Raw genomic sequence first — 16,780 nt, 5'->3', positions numbered from 1 at the left:
ATTTCGCCGGCGAATCCATGAAGGGCGTCGGTTCCATGTCGAACCCGCTCACGTCGGGCACGGCGCTCGTCGCCATCTCGGCGCTGAAGGACAAATACGGCTACGGATACTACGACAAACTGGGCGCCAACCGCGTCATGGTCGAATCCGGCTCGGTCGCGCTGACCAAGCTGGAGACGGGGGAATGCAAGGAGATCATGATCCTCGAAGAGTCGGTGCTGAAAAAGCGCGAAGAGGAAGACAGCGCCATCGAAGTGATCTACCCCGAAGACGGCACGATCTGCGTGCCCTCGCCGATCATGACCGTGAAGAACGAGTGGAGCGCCCACGGCCACGAAAAAGTCTGCGAAGAGCTGACCGACTGGTTCCTCTCCGCAGAGGGGCAGAAGTACATCGTCAAGGCATGGATGCATTCCGTGCGCAAGGATTATCCCGAAGCGCCCTACGACGCGATCGCCACGGCCGACATCGTCGCCAACTCCATGCCCGTGGACTGGCAGCGCTGCCTCGACGAGCGCGCCGAATTGAGAACCAACTTCGAAGAGCGCGTCAAGAACGCCGCTAAATAAGGTCAAACAAAAAATATCACTGCGGGACGGAACATCGAAAAAAACAGAAATTCCGCCCCACAATAAAGCGGATTACGCACAAAGCCTGACGGCCGAAACGACCGTCAGGCTTTGTGCATTGGCAGTAATGATTCTGTTTGACGGAATCCGGCGATGAACGTATGATGAATCGGTCGGGGAGCGCGGAAATCTTTCGCGCTCCGATTTCCTGTATAATAATGGCGTCCCAATGCCCGGCATCCGCGGGGCGCGCGGACAAAAATCTCCTGAAGGCGGGGCTGTTCGGGTGCTTGCGAGCGGGAATCCACCAACAATACAAAATCCGCGCCGTTTCCGGTTCGACGCGAAGGCGCTGCTGATCCTCGCGATCGTCGGCTTTCTGGTTCTGTTCAACGTGTTTCCGATGTGCTATCTGGTCGTCCGTTCGTTCTTCGCCGACGGTTCCTTCTCGCTGGCCGCGTTCGAGCGCATCTACACGTACCAGCTGAACTGGGAGGCGCTGCGCAACACGCTGGCGACGGCGGGGCTGTCGATGGTCTTCGGCGTGCTGATCGCCTTTCCGCTGGCGTGGCTGGTGGGGCGCACCGACATGTACGGACGGCGGTTCTTCCGCACGCTGTTCGTGACGACGTACATGGTGCCGCCCTACGTGGGGGCGATGGCCTGGCTGCGGCTGCTCAACCCGCGCGTGGGCACGCTGAACGTGTGGCTGGCGCGGCTCTTCGGCCTGGCGGAAAACCCGTTCAACATCTACAGCATCGGCGGGCTGGTCTGGGTGCTGACGACGTTCTACTATCCCTACGCCTTCATCACCATCTCGCGCGCCATGGAGAAGATGGATCCCTCGCTGGAAGAGGCTTCGAAGATCTCGGGCGCCTCGCCGCTGAAGACGGTGCTGACGGTCACCTTCCCGATCATGCTGCCGTCGGTCGTCGCCGCGGGGCTGCTGGTCTTCGTCTCGGCGGCGTCGTGTTACGGAATCCCCTCCATCATCGGCGCGCCGGGGCAGATCGACACGGTGACGACGCGCATCATCGACTACGTGTACGTGGGCTCGGCGGAAGGGCTGACGGACGCCACGACGCTGGCGGTGTCGCTGATGCTGATCGCCAATCTGGTGCTGTACGCGTCGACGTTCCTGTGCGGCAGAAAGCAGTATATCACCGTGTCGGGCAAGTCGACGCGTCCCAACATCGTCGAGCTGGGGCGCTGGCGTCTGCCGGTCACGGTTCTGGTGGCGCTGTTCGCGCTGGTCGTGGTGGTGCTGCCGTTCGTCACGGTGGCGATGACGTCGTTCACGAAGAACCTCGGCAAAGCGTTGACGGCGTCCAACTTCACGACGCGCTACTGGCACGTCCTCTTCACGCGCAAGGGCATCCTCGATACGGCCAAGAACAGCCTCGTGGCCGCCTCGGCGGCGGCCACGGCGGGCATGGCGATCTCCTGCGCGATGGCCTGGCTGCTGACGCGCACGCGGGCCAAGGGGCGGCGCATCCCCGACTTTCTGATCACGGTCGGCAGCGGCACGCCCAGCGTGGTCATCGCCCTGGCGCTGATCATGACGATGTCGGGACGTTTCGGCATCAATATCTACAACACGCTGACGATCATGACCGTCGCCTACATGATCAAGTATCTGCTGATGGGCATGCGCACGGTGGTGTCGGCCATGAGCCAGATCCATCCCTCGCTGGAGGAGGCGTCGCTGATCTCCGGCGCGGGCGGGCTGCGCGGTTTCAGGGACGTGACGCTGCCGCTGATCGCGCCGTCGATCGTGGCGGGCTGGTTTCTGATCTTCATGCCCAGCTTTTACGAGCTGACCATGTCGACGCTGCTCTACTCCACCGACACCAAGACGATCGGCTACGAGCTGTTCACCTATCAGACCTACCACAGCCAGCAGACCGCCGCGGCCATCGCCACGGGGATCCTCGGGCTGGTGGCGGTCGTCAACTGGATCCTCAACAAGCTCACCAAGGGCGAGTTCTCGATTTAGACAAGGAGCGCTTTTCGCATGTCCTCGATTACGTTGAACGAAGTGACAAAATCCTACGGCAGCGTGCAGGTGATCCAAAAGTTCAGCAGCGTCTTTTGCGACCGCGAGTTCGTGACGCTGCTGGGGCCTTCCGGCTGCGGCAAGACGACGATGCTGCGCATGATCGCCGGCTTCGAGAAGCCCAGTTCGGGCGAGATCCTCATCGACGACGCCGTGGTCAGCGGCCGCGGTCAGTTCGTGCCGCCCAACCGCCGCAACATCGGCATGGTCTTTCAGTCCTACGCCGTGTGGCCGCACATGGACGTGTTCGACAACGTCGCCTATCCGCTCAAGATCCAGGGCCTGTCCCGCGGCGAGATCAAAAAGCGCGTCTTCGACATTTTGGAGGCCGTCCACCTGACGCAGTACGTCAAGCGCCTGCCCAACGAGCTTTCCGGCGGCCAGCAGCAGCGCGTCGCGCTGGGGCGCGCGCTGGTGTGCAGCCCGCGCGTGCTGCTGCTCGACGAGCCGCTTTCCAACCTCGACGCCAAGCTGCGCGAGTCGATGCGCTTCGAGATCAAGGACATGCAGCGCCGCTTCGGCATCACCGTGGTCTACGTCACCCACGACCAGACCGAGGCCATGGCCATGAGCGACCGCGTCATCGTCTTCAACAAAGGCGCGGTGCAGCAGATGGACACGCCGACGAACATTTACCGCCGCCCGGCCAATCAGTTCGTGGCCGATTTTGTCGGCAAGATCAACTTCATCCGCGGCTTCGCCTCGGACGGGCGCATCGACTTTCCCGGCGGGCAGTGGATGGCTTACGGCGGGCCACGGCGCGGCCCCGTGGCGGTAGCGGTGCGGCCGGAAGACATGCTCATGCGCCGCGACCGCGGCGTGCTCAAAGGCACGCTGGCCAAAGCCTATTATCTGGGCGACGCCAACGACTGCCGCGTGCGCATCGGCGCCGCCGACGTGCGCGTGATCGCCGCCGGCCGCACCTACGGCCAGATCCCCGAGGGCGAAGAGCTGTGGCTCGACTTCGACGAGTATCTCGTCTTCGAGGACGACGGCGCAGACCAGACGCAGATCCTGTCGTAACGGAAACGCAGCGGAGCCTGAAAAACGGATTCGCAAAAAAATGTTCCACGTGGAACGTTTTGTCTTAAGAGCGTTCGCTATCGGCATTCAGATGATATGATCAAAAATGGATATCATAAAACGATAGAAGCGGCCGAGGAGCGATGAATTCCAACTCATCGCCCCTCGGCCGCTTTTTTGTTTTCGATGTTTTCAGTTGTGCCTGCGGTCACTTGCCGGCGGCCGGAGCGGGCGCTTCGGCGGGCTTTTCCGCGGGTTTGTCAGCCTCGGGGGGCGGCGGCAGGGGAATATCCTCGACCTTCATGACTTCGCGGGAGACGACGTTGAAGCCGTCGTCGGTGATCTCGAGATTATAGACCACGGGCGTGGAATTGGGGATCTCGAGCTTCCGCAGCTCTTCCGGGGTCAGATTCGGCTCGACCCATGAGGAGAGGGCGCGCAGGGCGGTGCTGTGGCCGACCACGAGCACATCCATGCCGGCGCGGAGCGTGGGGGCGAGCGTATCGCTCCAATAGGGCGCTTCGCGGGCGATCACGTCCTTGAGGCTCTCGGCCTGGGGGATGAAGCGGCGGTCAATGCAGGCATAGCGGGGATCGTGCACGGGCGAGCGCGGGTCATCGTAAGCCAGGGCGGGGGGCGGCACGTCGTAGCTGCGGCGCCAGATGTCGACCTGTTCTTTGCCGACGGCTTCGGCCACTTCCGTGCGGGTTTTGCCCTCGAGGTCGCCGTAGCAGCGCTCGTTCAGGCGCCAAAACTTCTCCACAGGCAGCCAGCGGCAGTCCAGGGCGCTCATGGCCAGCCAGGCGGTGGCGATGGCGCGGTTCAGCAGCGAAGTGTGCACGACGTCGAACGTCAGATCGGCGTTCTTCATGGCGATGCCGGCGTTGAACGCGCCTTTTACGCCCTTGCGGGTCAGGCGCACGTCGGACCAGCCGGTGAAGCGGTCTTCGAGATTCCATTCGCTCTCGCCGTGACGGAGCAGCACCAGCGTCACGTTCTTAGGCGCCGCCCAGGCGGAAGCCGCCAGAATCGTCAGCAGGGCCAGCGCTCCCAAAAGCCGTTTCAGGTTCTTCAAACAAATCGCCTCCCGATAAAAAGTCAAAAGATGTTCTCGCCGTTTTAAGATAACCAAACGGCGAGCCCTTGTCAAGCAAAACGCGGCGGCTGCTCCATGACCTTCGTGAATGACTTTCCGCAGAAGCTGAGCCGAAAATCGCAGTGGTCGTCGCCGTCGGCGAGCGTCCGCGCCCGTTCGAGGCGGACGCCCATGGCGGCGTGGAGCGGATCGTCGTCGCGGCAGAACCAGGCGGCGAAGCGCCGCAGGCCGCGCAGCACGGGCAAAAAGGGAGCGACGTCTTCGCGTCTCATCGTTCCGTCCCCGCCGGCGCGCCGGAAATTTTTTTCGATCTCTGCAAGGGACCGCCTCCCTCCGGAAACCTTCTCACCGAAAAAATATCGAAGCGGCGGCTCGTTTTCCGGCGGAGGGAGCGGGGGTATAAAAACTTTCGCCGGCCGAAGCTTCCGCATTATTGCGGAAAGACGATCAACAATCAAGCCGACTTATTCACATTTTCTTGTGGACAACGCGCCTCTTTTGTGGATACCTTTCGCGCCGCGGTTTCAAAAGTCCGCGCGGCTCCGGCAAAACCGAGCGGATTTTCCACGCCCCGCGGGCTGCGCGCTGTGCATATCTCCGCCGACAATCAACCTATCGCGGCAGGCTTGACGGCAAGAGCTTTTGTCGTCGGTCGAAAAAGACGGAACGGACCGCTCGCGGTGGAAAAGTCTCCCGCAGCCGGCAGGCACGGAAAAAAACGCCCGCATGATACAATAAAGGCGCGGCAGAACGGGCTTTTTCGCCCTCAAACGTCCGCCGCGCTGCGAAAATTTTTTCCGGAAAGGATGGTTTTCATGGCTAAACTTTTGATCGCCTATTTCTCCAAATCGGGCACCACCCGGGCCAAAGCCGAACAGATCGCGCGCGTCACGGGCGGCGACCTGTTCGAGATCGCAACGGAGAAGGTCTATCCGCGCAGCTACGCCGGCACGGTGATCGTCGCCAAAAAGGAACAGCTCGCGGGCGAGCTGCCCACGCTGACGGGGCGAGTGGAGGACTTCGCCGCTTACGACCGCATCGCGCTGGGGTTCCCCGTATGGTGGTTCACCTGCCCGCAGGCCGTCGTCAGCTTCCTGTCGCAGTACGACTTTTCCGGCAAGACGGTCTGGCCGTTCTGCACGCACGGCGGCAGCGGCCCGCGCAACAGCGCGGGGAAGATCCGCGCCCACTGCGCCAGCGACGTCAAAGACTGCCTCGACGCCAACAAGCTGACGGACGAGGGCATCGCGGCGTGGCTGGGGACGGAATAGGGAACGTGAGCAAACGGGAGGATCTTCCATGACGTATCGGCTTCGTCTCGCCCGCGGCGGCGACTTGGAACGGATCGAGGCGCTGATCGAGGCGCGCCTCCGCTGGATGGACGAAACGGGCATCCGGCAGCGGAACGTCGCGAACTACCGGGAAGCCTCCCCGCGCGGCTATTACGAGCGGATGCTGCGCGAGGGCAAACTGTTCGCGCTCGAAGACGGCGGCGAAGCGGCCGCCGCGGCGGTGCTGCTCGAAGAGGATCCGCGCTGGCGCGACTCGACGCTGCCGGCGCTGTACGTGCACAATCTGACTTCGTCGCTGCGCGAGCGCGGCGCGGGGCGCGAGTTCCTGCGGCTGGCCGGCGAGCGGGCGGCGGCGCTCGGCAAGCGCGCGCTGCGTCTCGACTGCGCCGCGGACAACACGAAACTGAACCGTTTTTACGAGAATCTCGGCTTCCGCGCCGCCGGGACCGTGGAAGACGGCCCCTATCACGGCGTGCGCCGCGAAAAGACCGACCTGCCCGGGCGCCCGTTCGACGTGAACGTCCTGCTCTTTGCGGGCTACGAGACGCTCGATGTCTTCGGCCCCGCGGAGATCCTCGCCCACGTCGGCGACTACCGGCTGCGCTGGTTCTCGCGCGGCGGCGGCGAGGTGGTCAACGCCCAGGGGGTGCGCGTCCTCACCGAACCGGTTTCGGCGGCCGACCCGCGCGGCGCGCTGCTGCTGCCGGGCGGCCGGGGCACGCGGCCGCTGGCCGGCGACGGAGAGTTTCTCGCCCTGCTGCGGAAGCTGGCCGACGCCTCCGCCTACTGCCTGTCCGTCTGCACGGGCTCGGCGCTGCTGGCCGGGTGCGGCGCGCTGGACGGGCGCGAAGCCACGTCGAACAAGCGCGCGCTGGACTGGGCCAAGTCGTGCGGCGGAAAAGTCCTGTGGCGCGACACGGCGCGTTGGACGACGGACGGCAAGTTCTACGCGTCCTCGGGCGTTTCCGCCGGCATGGACATGGCGCTGGGCTTCGTCGCCGACCGATTCGGCCGCGAACGGGCGGCGGAGATCGCGCGACAGATCGAGTACCGATGGAACGACGACCCGGACGACGATCCTTTTTCGGAGAATTCCCGGCGTTAGTTTTGCCGGCGCGGAATCCCGCGCCGGACGCCGCGAAAAAAATGCGGGAGCGAAGGCCCGGCTTCTGTCCGGTCATCCGCCCGCGTTTTTTCGCGGCTTGTTTTTTCTCCGTAGTTTTAGGCGTTTTGATGACTTAAAATGTTTTTTACTTGATTCTTTTTGATCACCATGCAGTTTTATTCTTGATTTCGGCTTCTTGCGGTGCTATTCTATTGTTTAGTTTCATAGTCCGTCATTATTTTCGGAAAGGGGAATTTCCTATGACAGAAATTGCACGGAAGCGCTGGTATGAAAAACTGCCCCATCCTTATATCCTGCTGTTCCTGATCGTCGTCGCGGTGGCGGTCCTGACGTATTTCCTGCCGCCGGGCGTGTATGACCGCGTCGTCGTGAACGGACGCAAGGTCGTCGATCCCACCACGTACCATGCGGTCGATCCCACGCCGGTGACGCTGATGCAGTTCCTCACGGCCATTCCCCGCGGCATCGTCAACGCCGGCATCGTCGTCGTCATCACGTTCATCTCCGGCGCCATGTTCAACGTGCTGCAGAGCACCGGCGCCATCGAGCACGGCGTCGGCTACGCGGTGAAACGGATCGGCGTCGGCAACTACAGGAAGCTGATCTGGATCGTCATGCTCATCTTCGGCTTCCTCGGCGCCACCGTCGGCTTCGAGAACAACATCGCCGTCACGCCCATCGCCGTGTTCGTGGCGCTGGCTCTCGGCGGCGACGTGATGGTCGGCGCGGGCATGGCCATCGCCGGTATCGGCATCGGCTTCGCCACTTCGCCGATCAATCCCTACACGGTCGGCACGGCCCATGCCATCGCCCAGCTGCCCATCTACTCGGGCATCGCCTTCCGCTCGCTCTACTGCCTGTGCGCCATCATCCTCACGGGCTTCCACGTCACCGGCTACATGGACAGAATCCGCCGCGATCCTTCCCAGAGTCTCGTTCCCGATGCGGACACTTCGGGACTGACGCTGACGCGTCCAATCGAGGAGTACGAGCTGACCGGCCGCGACAAGGCCGTCCTGTCGGTGTTCGTCGCCGGCATGGCCTTCACGATCTTCGGCGTGCTCAGGTGGAAATGGTATCTGAACGAGATGGCCGGGCTGTTCCTGCTCATCGGCATCGTCGGCGCGTTTGTGGGCGGCATTCGCCCCAACCGGATGGTCGAGCTGATGATCGAGGGCGCCAAGTCGGTCGCCGGCGGCGCGCTGGCCATCGGCGTGGCGCTCGCCATTCAGGTCGTCATGAAGGACGGCAACATCACCGACGCCGTCATCCACGGACTGGTCACGCCGCTGCAGGGGCTCGGCGTCTACGCTTCGGCCGTGCTGATGTCGCTCGCCCACTGCCTGATCAACTTCCTGATCCCTTCCGGCTCCGGCCAGGCGATGGCGACGATGCCCGTGATGATCCCGCTTTCCGACCTCGTCGGCATGACCCGCCAGGTTTCCGTGATGGCGTTCCAGATCGGCGACGGCGTCACCAACCTGTGCTATCCCACCGTCGGCGGCATGCTGGCCATGCTGGCTCTGACGCGCGTGCCCTTCGACCGCTGGTTCCGCTTCGTGTTCCCGTTGGTCGTCAAGGTAGTGCTGCTCGGCTGGGTTTTCATGTGCGTGGGAATCGCCATCGGCTGGAATTAAGTCATGAAAACGCCTGATTTCAAAGCCCGCGCCCAAGAACTTGAAAGTGCCGTCGTCGCCTGGCGGCGGCATTTTCATTCGTTTCCCGAGCTTTCTTTCGACGAAGTGAAGACCAGCGATTCCATCGCCGCGGCGCTGTCGGAGATGGGCTGCGAGAACGTCGCCGTCGGCACGCGCGGACGGCCCACCGGCGTCATCGCCGACATTGTGGGCGGACTCCCCGGGCGGCGAGTCGCCCTGCGCGCCGACATCGACGCGCTGCCGGTCGCGGAGGGAACGGGGCTGCCGTTTTCCTCGCAGCGTCCCGGCGTCATGCACGCCTGCGGCCACGACGGCCACATGGCCATGTTGCTGGGCACGGCGCGGATGCTCTGCGAAGCAAAGGCGCGGCTGCGCGGCTCGGTGCGGCTGATCTTCCAGCCCTCTGAGGAATCGGCCGAATTCGTGCAGGGCGCTCGGGCCGTAGTGGAGGACGGCCGCGCGCTCGACGGCATGGACGCGATCTTCGGCGTGCACCTGTGGAGCCCGCTGCCGTCGGGCGTGCTGGGCTGGCGCGCCGGGCCGATGATGGCCTGTTCCGACTCGTGGACGGTGAAGCTGCACGGCCAAGGCGGGCACGGCGCTTCGCCCCACCAGACGCACGACCCGACCGTGGCGGCAGCGCAGCTGATCTGCGCGCTGCAAACGTTCGTCAGCCGCGAGGTTAACCCTCTGAAATGCGCCGTACTCTCCACCGGCGTCATGAAGGCCGGCGGCGCGTTCAACGTCATCCCCTCGGAAGTGGAGCTGACCGGCACAGCCCGATCCTTCGAACCGCAGATCAGCCGTGACTGCGAGGCGTTCATCCGCCGCATGGCCGAGAACATCGGCGCGGCCTTTCGCTGTACGGCGGAGCTGGATTACCGCCGCAACCTGCCGCCCACCGTCAACGATCCGGCCATGGCGCGGCTGGGCGCGGAGAGCGGGCGCGGGATCTTCGGCGCCGACATGGTGCGCGAAGTACCGCCGACCATGGGCGGCGAGGATTTCAGTTTCTACCTCGAAAAAATCCCCGGCGCGTTCTTCTTCATCGGCTGCGGCGACGCCGCTAAAGGGACCGACTGGCCGCACCACCACTGTAAGTTCACCATCGACGAATCCCAGCTCTGCAAAGGCGCGGCCTTCGAAGCCGCCTGCGCCTGGGCGTTCCTCAATCAATAGCGCGCAGCGCGCAAAAAGTCCCCGCTTCCGTTTGGAAGCGGGGACTTTTTGCGTCAGCCCGTTTTCATTTCGTTCAGGAACGTCGCGCCGAGGATCAGGGCGCCGCCGGCGAGCTGCAGCGGCGTCATCGACTCGCCGAGGAGCAGCCAGCTCATGAGAACCGCCGAGAGCGGGTCGATATAGCTCAGCGCCGCCGTAGTCTGGGCAGGCAGGCGGCGCAGCGCCGTGAAGTACATCAGATAGGCCAGCCCGGTGTGGATCAGGCACAGCGCCGCCAGGCAGAGCCAGCCCATGCCGTCCAGACTGGCCAGCGGGGGGCCCCCTTTGACGAGCACGTAGGGGGCGAGAAAAGCGGCCGCGAGCAGCAGCTCGGCCGCGGTGGACTCGTACGGCGTGACGCCGCTCAGGAATTTATTGGCCATGACCGCGCAGGCGTAGAAGACGGCCGCGCCGACGCCGCAGGCGACGCCGAGCAGGTCGTTTCTCCCCGCGCCGCCGCTGCCGCCTGCGACGCAGGCCAGACCGCACAGCGAGACGAGGACGCAGACGGCCGTACGCTTTTCCAGCTTTTCGCGCAGCAGCCACGGCGCAAGACAGAGCATGAACACGGGTGCCAGATAATAACAGATCGTGCCCGTGGCAATCGACGTCCAGCGGAAAGCTTCGACGAACAAAATCAAGTTCATGCCTATAAAAACGCCGGCCATGAGCAAGTATCTGGCGTTGGTGCGGATTCTCTTCCATGAAAGTCCATTGCCCACCGTCACGGCCGCGGCAAGCAGGCAAAGGCCGCCGACGGCGGCGCGCCACAGCGAGATCTGCGCCGACGAAAGCGGAACGCGGCGCGCGAACAGGCCGATCGAGCCGAAGATCAGCATGGCTCCGGCCATGAGCCATTTCATTGAATTCATCAGCAGCACTTCCTTTGGCACGAGGGGCGCGAGCCAGAAAAGACCGTCTCACGATACCAGAGCGAAGGGCGCGCCGCGCAGGCTCCGAAAAGCGCAGCGCCGGTCCGCCCAAGGGCGCGGAGGCGCCGCCGAAAAGCCGCGACGTCAGAATGCCCGTTTTTTCGACGCAAAATGTTCCACGTGGAACATTTTCTGCGGATCATTGCGGAAACCTAGTTTGCACCGAATATTATTTTTCCTCTTTGACGTCGGACTCATTTCCGGCACAGGCAGAACGGGTGTCCGGCCGGGTCGAGCATGGTCACGAACTGGCCGCCGCCGAACTGCGCTGCGGCTTTGACCGCGCCCAGCGCTTCGGCCTTTTTCACCGCTTCCGGCACGTTTTCCACCTGAAAATCGAAGTGCATCTGCTTCTGCTGCTTTCCCTTTTCCTCCGGCCACACGGGCGGGACGTAATCCTCTTCCCCGGTGAACAGGAAGACGACGCCGCCCGAGCTCCTGACCGCCGGCCGCCCGAACAGCACGCACTTTTCCCAACCCAGCAGCTCCGCGTAAAAATTTTGCAGTTCCGTTTCGTCGTTGCAATCGACCATCACGTTGCCGAGAATCGCTTCCATGATTTTTCCTCCCGTCCCGCTTTCACCGCGCCGGCGGCGCGGCGCCCTCCGCCAGGCAGGCGTTGACCCACTGGATGAAGTTCTCCGTGCCGGAGCCCCGGCGCTCGGCCTCGACGTGTTTCAGACCCCAGACCATGGCGAAGTCCACGCTCCGGACCCTTTCACAGTTTTCCAGCGCACGGGCGAGGTTGATTTCCGTGTTCAGCGCCGTGTCCCCCTGTTCGATGCCGGTGCGGATGCGCCAGCAGGACGCGACGTTGGACGTGCGGAAGCCGGCGGAGCTTTCCAGCAGGTAATAAAGCGGCGTGTACATGTCGAGACGCTGTTGCACGCCGACACCCAGCGCGTCAGTCTTGGCGAGATCGGCGGCGAACGCGGGGCCGTACTCCGTGCCGTCGAGCAGCTCGGCCATGTGCGCGTCAAAATGGGCGCCCTGTCCATCGCCGACGCCGAAGAGCATGTTCTCCCCCTGGCTGGCGCCAAGGTCGTCGAAGGCTCCCACCGCTTTCGCGGCAGGCTTGAGGGCCTTCACAAAATCGTCCAGGCCGGAGATCGTGGCAGTGTTCGCCGCGGCGTCGTAGCTCACCCACGTTCCGGCGGCGTTCAGCGCGTCTATGTAGTCCTGCGCGGTCCGGTAGACGCCGGAAAGCGTCACGCTGCCCGCCGCGCTGCGGCGGACGACATGGTCGCGCTCTTCGATCGCGCCGGACGCTTCCGCCCGGGAACCGCCCGCGGCGGGCAGATCCAGCCGCCCGATGACGCTCATGCCCCGCTGCCGAGCAGCCGCGCCGGCATCGTAGGGAAAGGGCGTGTCGGCCAGAAAATGGTTGAGCGACGTTTCCACCTCGGCCTTAATCATGTCGTAATAACTGCCCGACTGCCAGCGCCTGTCGGGCGACTGTTCCAGAGTCAGCACGTTGCCGCGGCTGTCTTTGAAACCGGCGGCGTTCACGTAGGCGGCGTAGCTCTCGGCCATCTTGCCGGAAAGTTCGCGCATTTCGGCGCTCAACCCCGTGCGCGAAACGCCGAGATTCCATTCGTAAGCTTCGTTCGCCCAGTCGAGGTTGGTGATCGGGCACCAGCACATGGCTCCGGCAACGGCGTCGCTGACGCCCTGGACCGCGCCAATGGCCGTCAGGTAAGGCGCGTAGAGCGGACTGTCGCCTGCAGCTCCCATCAGGACCGACTGAGCGCCGCCGCCGCTCATGCCGAACGTGAAGATGCGGTCAACACTTCCCGGCAACCGCTCGGCGCTGTCCTTTGAACGTTCCGCTTCGCGCCGTACGAAACGGACAGCCGCCTTGAGATCCACGACGCCCAACGGCGCGCCGTGAGCGCGTCCGCGGCAGCCCGCATAAACGAGCACGAAGCCCGCGTCGGCGTAGGCTTTGACACTGGCGTAGTCTGTCAGCGCGGGCATAGCCATGTAGCCGGGCGTCTCCACGGGAACCACGATCGGGGCGTTTTCCGCCCGATACCCGCCCGCGGAACCTTTTTCGTCGATAACGCAGCGATAGGTGCCGTCGCCGTTGGGGCTGCCCTTCAGATACGAGCCGGGGACGAACAGCGCCAGCGTCTGGTAATTCAGATCCACGGGCCTTTCGCAGTAAGGGATCCCCAGCTGATAATACACGTTGTCTTCGGCGTTATACCGCCACCGCGTCATGTCGATCCCCGCCGGTTCCGCCCGAGCGGCGGCGTTCAGTGCCGTCAGGCAGAGCAACGCCGCAATCCACGATATTCTGCAACTCATGATCGTCCTCCCGCGTTGCAATACTAAATTCTTGACTCAAACGACGAATGATCCCCGCGCGCTCCGAGAGAGATCCGCAACGTCAGTCGCGCAGCGGTCAAGGCAATCCCGAGCGACTGGACTCACTCGGAAGGCGAGCGAAGCAGGCTATTTTGCCGTTTTCTATCAAAAAACAGCATAAGAATTTGCCGGCGGAGGTCATCGTAAGAGTCTCACACGTGACGCCCGCCAAATTTTTAGCGTGTGAAAGCGGCCCCATTTTCGTGGAGAGGAATCTCGCTGCTTTTCGCTCCGATTTACGGCTTGAGGCGGTAGATGGTGCGGGGGAAAGGAATGACCTCGCGGATGTGGGGCAGGCCGCAGATCCACGTGATGGTGCGCTCGAGGCCGATGCCGAAGCCGCTGTGGGGCACGGACCCGAACTTGCGCAGGTCGAGATACCAGTCGTAGTCGGCGGGGTTCATCTTCAGTTCCTTCATGCGGTTCAGCAGCCGGCCGTAATCCTCTTCGCGCTGGGAGCCGCCGATGATCTCGCCGTAGCCTTCGGGTGCGAGCAGGTCGGAACAGACCACGGTCTCGCCGTTGTCTTCGGGGTTGGCTTTCATATAGAAGGCCTTGGCGTCTTTGGGATAGTTCTCGACGAAGACGGGGCGGTCGTACTGTTGGGTGAGGACGGTTTCGTCGTCGGCGCCGAGGTCGTCGCCGAATTTGATGTCGCTGCCCAGCTCGTTGAGTTTCCTGACGGCGTCGCGGTAGTTGAGATGGTAGAACGGGCCGGCAACGACTTTCTCGAGCGGCTCGACGTCGCGTTCGAGCGCGCCCAGTTCTTTCTCGCAGTTTGCGAGCACGTTTTTCACCGTGTCGACAACCAGGTCTTCCTGAAGCTGCATGTTCATCTTGTTGTCATAAAAGGCCATTTCCGGCTCGAGCATCCAGAACTCGGTGAGGTGGCGGCGCGTCTTCGACTTTTCGGCGCGGAAAGTGGGGCCGAAGCAGTAGACTTTGCCGAAAGCCATGGCCGCGGCTTCGGCGTAAAGCTGGCCGGTCTGGGCCAGATAGGCTTTCTGATCGAAGTAATCGAGTTCGAACAGGCCGTCGGCGCCTTCGCCGATGGAGCCGGTGAGGATGGGGCTGTCCATGAGCATGAAGCCGCGGTCGTGGAAGAAGCAGCGCCAGCTCCAGATGATCTCGTTGCGGATCTTCATCAGGGCGTTCTGGCGGCTGGAACGCAGCCAGAGATGGCGAGTATCGAGCAGGAAGTCGATGCCGTGATCCTTCTTGCCGATGGGATACTCTTCGCTGGGGTTCTGAAGGATTTTCAGGTCGGCCACGGTCAGCTCCACGCCGGAGGGCGCGCGGCTGTCGGCGCGCACGACGCCGGTGACTTCGAGACTGGCTTCGAGCCACAGCCCTTTGGCGGCGTCGAACTGTTCGTCGGGGACTTCGCCTTTCACCATCACGCCCTGAACGGTTCCCGAGCCGTCGCGGAGCTGGAGGAAGTGAATCTTTCCCGAGCTGCGTTTGTTGTACATCCATCCCTTCACGCAGACGCTCTCGCCCACGTGTTCTTTCAGATCCTTGATGTATACCCACGGTGCTGCCATCGCAATCAGCCTCCTACGCTGAATATTTTCGTCCGTCGCCCATTATCCCACGAAAGGGCGAAAAGATTTCAAAAAAATCGCTCCACTTTGTCCTGCATATGATACACTATTGCCTGGCATTTGAGACACGATCGGGACATTTTTTTCAGGGGGAAAATGCGTCTCTTTTTTCTTTTTTTGCACGCCAAGGGACAATCGCTGCGGCCGAAAGGCGATTTTACGACGTTTGCCGCTTGCGGTCGAAACGCCGTTTTTTATGCAGCGAAGTTCTTCCCGCAGGTCTTCTTATGCTTTTCACGGCAAATTTGTGAGAGTTCAAAGGAATTTTTCAGGAGGGGTATTTCCATGGCAGAGAAATTGAGACTGGAAGACGTTATTGCGGCTCACTGGTCGGCGCCTCGGCAGATGGCATGGTACGAGGGCGAATGGTGGACCGCGGAGCGCGTGTTCCGTCTCGTAGGGGAAAACGTAAAGCGGCTGCAGGCAGCCGGTTTCGGCGCCGGAGACCGCATCGTGACGATGCTGCCCAACAGTCCGTCGTTTTTGGCGCTGTGCATGGCGGCCTGGAAAATGCGCGGTTCAGTAACCCCGCTCAACACCTTGGCCGGACCTCAGGCGCTCGGCGCGCTGATCAAGCACTCCATGCCGGCGGTGATCGTCGCCGCTCCGGCGTTGAAGGAACATGCCGAAGGGCTGAAAGGGCTGCCCGTCCCGCTCGTGTTTCTCGAAGCCACGGGCTCGCTGCCCGAGTTCAAAGCCGTGCCTTCGCTCAAATCCAGCGAAGACTGCTGCTCGATTTTCTATACCTCCGGCACGGCGGGCACGCCCAAGGGCGTGCCGCTCACTCACATGAACATCCTCACCTGTCTGGATCAGGCGTTGAAACAGGTTCTTCCCGACATCGGCGAACAGACCATGCTCAACGTGCTGCCCAACTTTCACACGCTCGGCTGCGTCGTTTCCGGCTTCATGCCCCTCTTCGTCGGCATTCCTCAGGTGATCCGCAGCAACTTCCTGCCTGTCGAAGGCACCATGCGCGCCATCGACGAAGGCGGCGCCACATTGCTGGTGACGGTGCCCACATTGCTGCACTTTCTTTGCGGCGCCGCGGCCAAGACCGGCTGGAAGCCCCGCCGCGTCAAATACGTGGTCTCCGGCGGCGACCGCCTCGTGCCCTCGCTGCGCGACCGCATCGCTCAGCTTCTCGGCGGCAAGCCCATCGAGGGGTACGGCCTGACCGAGTGCTCGCCCATCCTCGCAGCGCAGGCAACGGGCGGTTCTCCCGAAGGTTCCGTCGGGCCGCTGCTCGAAGACATCGAATACCAGCTGCGCGACATCGACGGCTCCCCCGCGACCGGCGACGAAGGCGTGCTCTGGGTCAAAGGGCCCAACGTCGCGTCGGGATACTTCAACGCGCCGCAGATCACGGCCGAGAAATTTCAAAACGGCTGGTTCAACACCGGCGACATGGTGCGCGTCGACGAGAAGCGCAACGTCTTCATCCAGGAACGCGTCAGCGACCTCATCATCGTCGGCGGCTTCAACGTCTACCCGCAGGAAGTCGAAACCGTGCTCAACGCCAATCCCAAAGTCAGGGAATCGGCCGCCGTCGGCGTGTCGCGCTCGGTTACGGGACAGATCGTGCGCGCCTTCGTCATCCTCAAGGAAGGCGTCACCTGCTCGTCTTCCGAGCTGGCGGAATGGTGCCGCGAGCGCCTGCCCCACTACAAAGTGCCGCGCAGCATCAAGCTGGTCACCGATCTGCCCCGCAACGCCCTCGGCAAAATCCTGCGCCGCAAGCTGCGCGAAGAATCCCAGAACAGTGACGACACCTAGAGCCATCTCCGCAAATTTTTGGAGCTGTTTTCCTCAGCCGCTCAAGAATGTGGTATGATA

General features: G+C 62.9%; 14 protein-coding genes. 8 read left to right on the top strand and 6 right to left on the bottom strand.

Annotated elements, in window-relative coordinates; all coding sequences use genetic code 11:
• The 3 genes from FYJ74_RS11400 to FYJ74_RS11390 all read left to right on the top strand — a co-directional run.
• A partial coding sequence (locus FYJ74_RS11400; RefSeq protein WP_195838903.1) for an ABC transporter substrate-binding protein occupies nucleotides 1-569 on the top strand: 569 nt, incomplete at its 5' end.
• A 286-nt stretch (nucleotides 570-855) separates the two neighbouring features.
• Nucleotides 856-2,565 (top strand): ABC transporter permease, encoded by a 1,710-nt coding sequence (locus FYJ74_RS11395; protein ID WP_326830942.1) that lies wholly within the window; start codon nucleotides 856-858, stop codon nucleotides 2,563-2,565.
• An 18-nt stretch (nucleotides 2,566-2,583) separates the two neighbouring features.
• Nucleotides 2,584-3,648 carry an ABC transporter ATP-binding protein gene (locus tag FYJ74_RS11390; RefSeq protein ID WP_154529690.1) on the top strand — a complete coding sequence of 355 codons (1,065 nt, stop codon included), beginning with the start codon at nucleotides 2,584-2,586 and terminating at the stop codon, nucleotides 3,646-3,648.
• Between the two features lie 208 nt (nucleotides 3,649-3,856).
• Here the strand turns inward: FYJ74_RS11390 and FYJ74_RS11385 are convergent, their stop codons facing one another.
• Both FYJ74_RS11385 and FYJ74_RS11380 read right to left on the bottom strand, forming a co-directional pair.
• The gene (locus FYJ74_RS11385) at nucleotides 3,857-4,723 is read right to left on the bottom strand and encodes a 2,3-bisphosphoglycerate-dependent phosphoglycerate mutase (RefSeq protein WP_229769475.1); all 867 of its coding nucleotides are present in this window, start codon (nucleotides 4,721-4,723) and stop codon (nucleotides 3,857-3,859) included.
• Nucleotides 4,724-4,794: 71 nt separating this feature from the next.
• Nucleotides 4,795-5,016, bottom strand: coding sequence for a hypothetical protein (locus FYJ74_RS11380; RefSeq protein ID WP_154529689.1), 222 nt, complete (start codon nucleotides 5,014-5,016; stop codon nucleotides 4,795-4,797).
• Between the two features lie 543 nt (nucleotides 5,017-5,559).
• Between FYJ74_RS11380 and FYJ74_RS11375 the strand changes: the two genes are divergently transcribed.
• From FYJ74_RS11375 to FYJ74_RS11360, 4 genes are all read left to right on the top strand, one after another.
• Entirely contained in the window at nucleotides 5,560-6,015 is a 456-nt protein-coding gene (locus tag FYJ74_RS11375) for a flavodoxin (RefSeq protein ID WP_195838902.1), read from the top strand.
• 28 nt (nucleotides 6,016-6,043) lie between these two features.
• Nucleotides 6,044-7,141: a GNAT family N-acetyltransferase gene (locus FYJ74_RS11370; protein ID WP_154529687.1), complete on the top strand. Its 1,098-nt coding sequence runs from the start codon at nucleotides 6,044-6,046 to the stop codon at nucleotides 7,139-7,141.
• Nucleotides 7,142-7,401: 260 nt separating this feature from the next.
• Nucleotides 7,402-8,799, top strand: coding sequence for a YfcC family protein (locus FYJ74_RS11365; protein ID WP_229769474.1), 1,398 nt, complete (start codon nucleotides 7,402-7,404; stop codon nucleotides 8,797-8,799).
• 3 nt (nucleotides 8,800-8,802) lie between these two features.
• Nucleotides 8,803-9,999, top strand: a complete 1,197-nt coding sequence (locus tag FYJ74_RS11360; protein WP_154529685.1) for a M20 metallopeptidase family protein — start codon at nucleotides 8,803-8,805, stop codon at nucleotides 9,997-9,999.
• 53 nt (nucleotides 10,000-10,052) lie between these two features.
• On the opposite strand, the gene FYJ74_RS11355 is transcribed toward FYJ74_RS11360, so the two are convergent.
• The 4 genes from FYJ74_RS11355 to asnS form a co-directional block, all read right to left on the bottom strand.
• Nucleotides 10,053-10,910 carry a DMT family transporter gene (locus tag FYJ74_RS11355; RefSeq protein WP_154529684.1) on the bottom strand — a complete coding sequence of 286 codons (858 nt, stop codon included), beginning with the start codon at nucleotides 10,908-10,910 and terminating at the stop codon, nucleotides 10,053-10,055.
• A gap of 254 nt (nucleotides 10,911-11,164) precedes the next feature.
• Nucleotides 11,165-11,527 carry a VOC family protein gene (locus FYJ74_RS11350; RefSeq protein ID WP_154529683.1) on the bottom strand — a complete coding sequence of 121 codons (363 nt, stop codon included), beginning with the start codon at nucleotides 11,525-11,527 and terminating at the stop codon, nucleotides 11,165-11,167.
• 22 nt (nucleotides 11,528-11,549) lie between these two features.
• Complete coding sequence (locus FYJ74_RS11345) at nucleotides 11,550-13,280, bottom strand: subtype A tannase (RefSeq protein WP_154529682.1); 1,731 nt, start codon at nucleotides 13,278-13,280, stop codon at nucleotides 11,550-11,552.
• 296 nt (nucleotides 13,281-13,576) lie between these two features.
• Entirely contained in the window at nucleotides 13,577-14,884 is a 1,308-nt protein-coding gene (gene asnS / locus FYJ74_RS11340; protein WP_154529681.1) for an asparagine--tRNA ligase, read from the bottom strand.
• Between the two features lie 345 nt (nucleotides 14,885-15,229).
• On the opposite strand from asnS, the gene FYJ74_RS11335 reads away from it, so the two are divergent.
• On the top strand, nucleotides 15,230-16,720 hold the full coding sequence (locus tag FYJ74_RS11335; RefSeq protein WP_195838901.1) for an AMP-binding protein: 1,491 nt from the start codon (nucleotides 15,230-15,232) through the stop codon (nucleotides 16,718-16,720).
• The last annotated feature ends 60 nt before the right edge of the window (nucleotides 16,721-16,780 follow it).

The organism is Pyramidobacter porci, from assembly GCF_009695745.1.
GTDB classification, from domain to species: Bacteria; Synergistota; Synergistia; order Synergistales; family Dethiosulfovibrionaceae; genus Pyramidobacter; species Pyramidobacter porci.
This window is presented reverse-complemented; position numbering and strand designations above follow the sequence as displayed.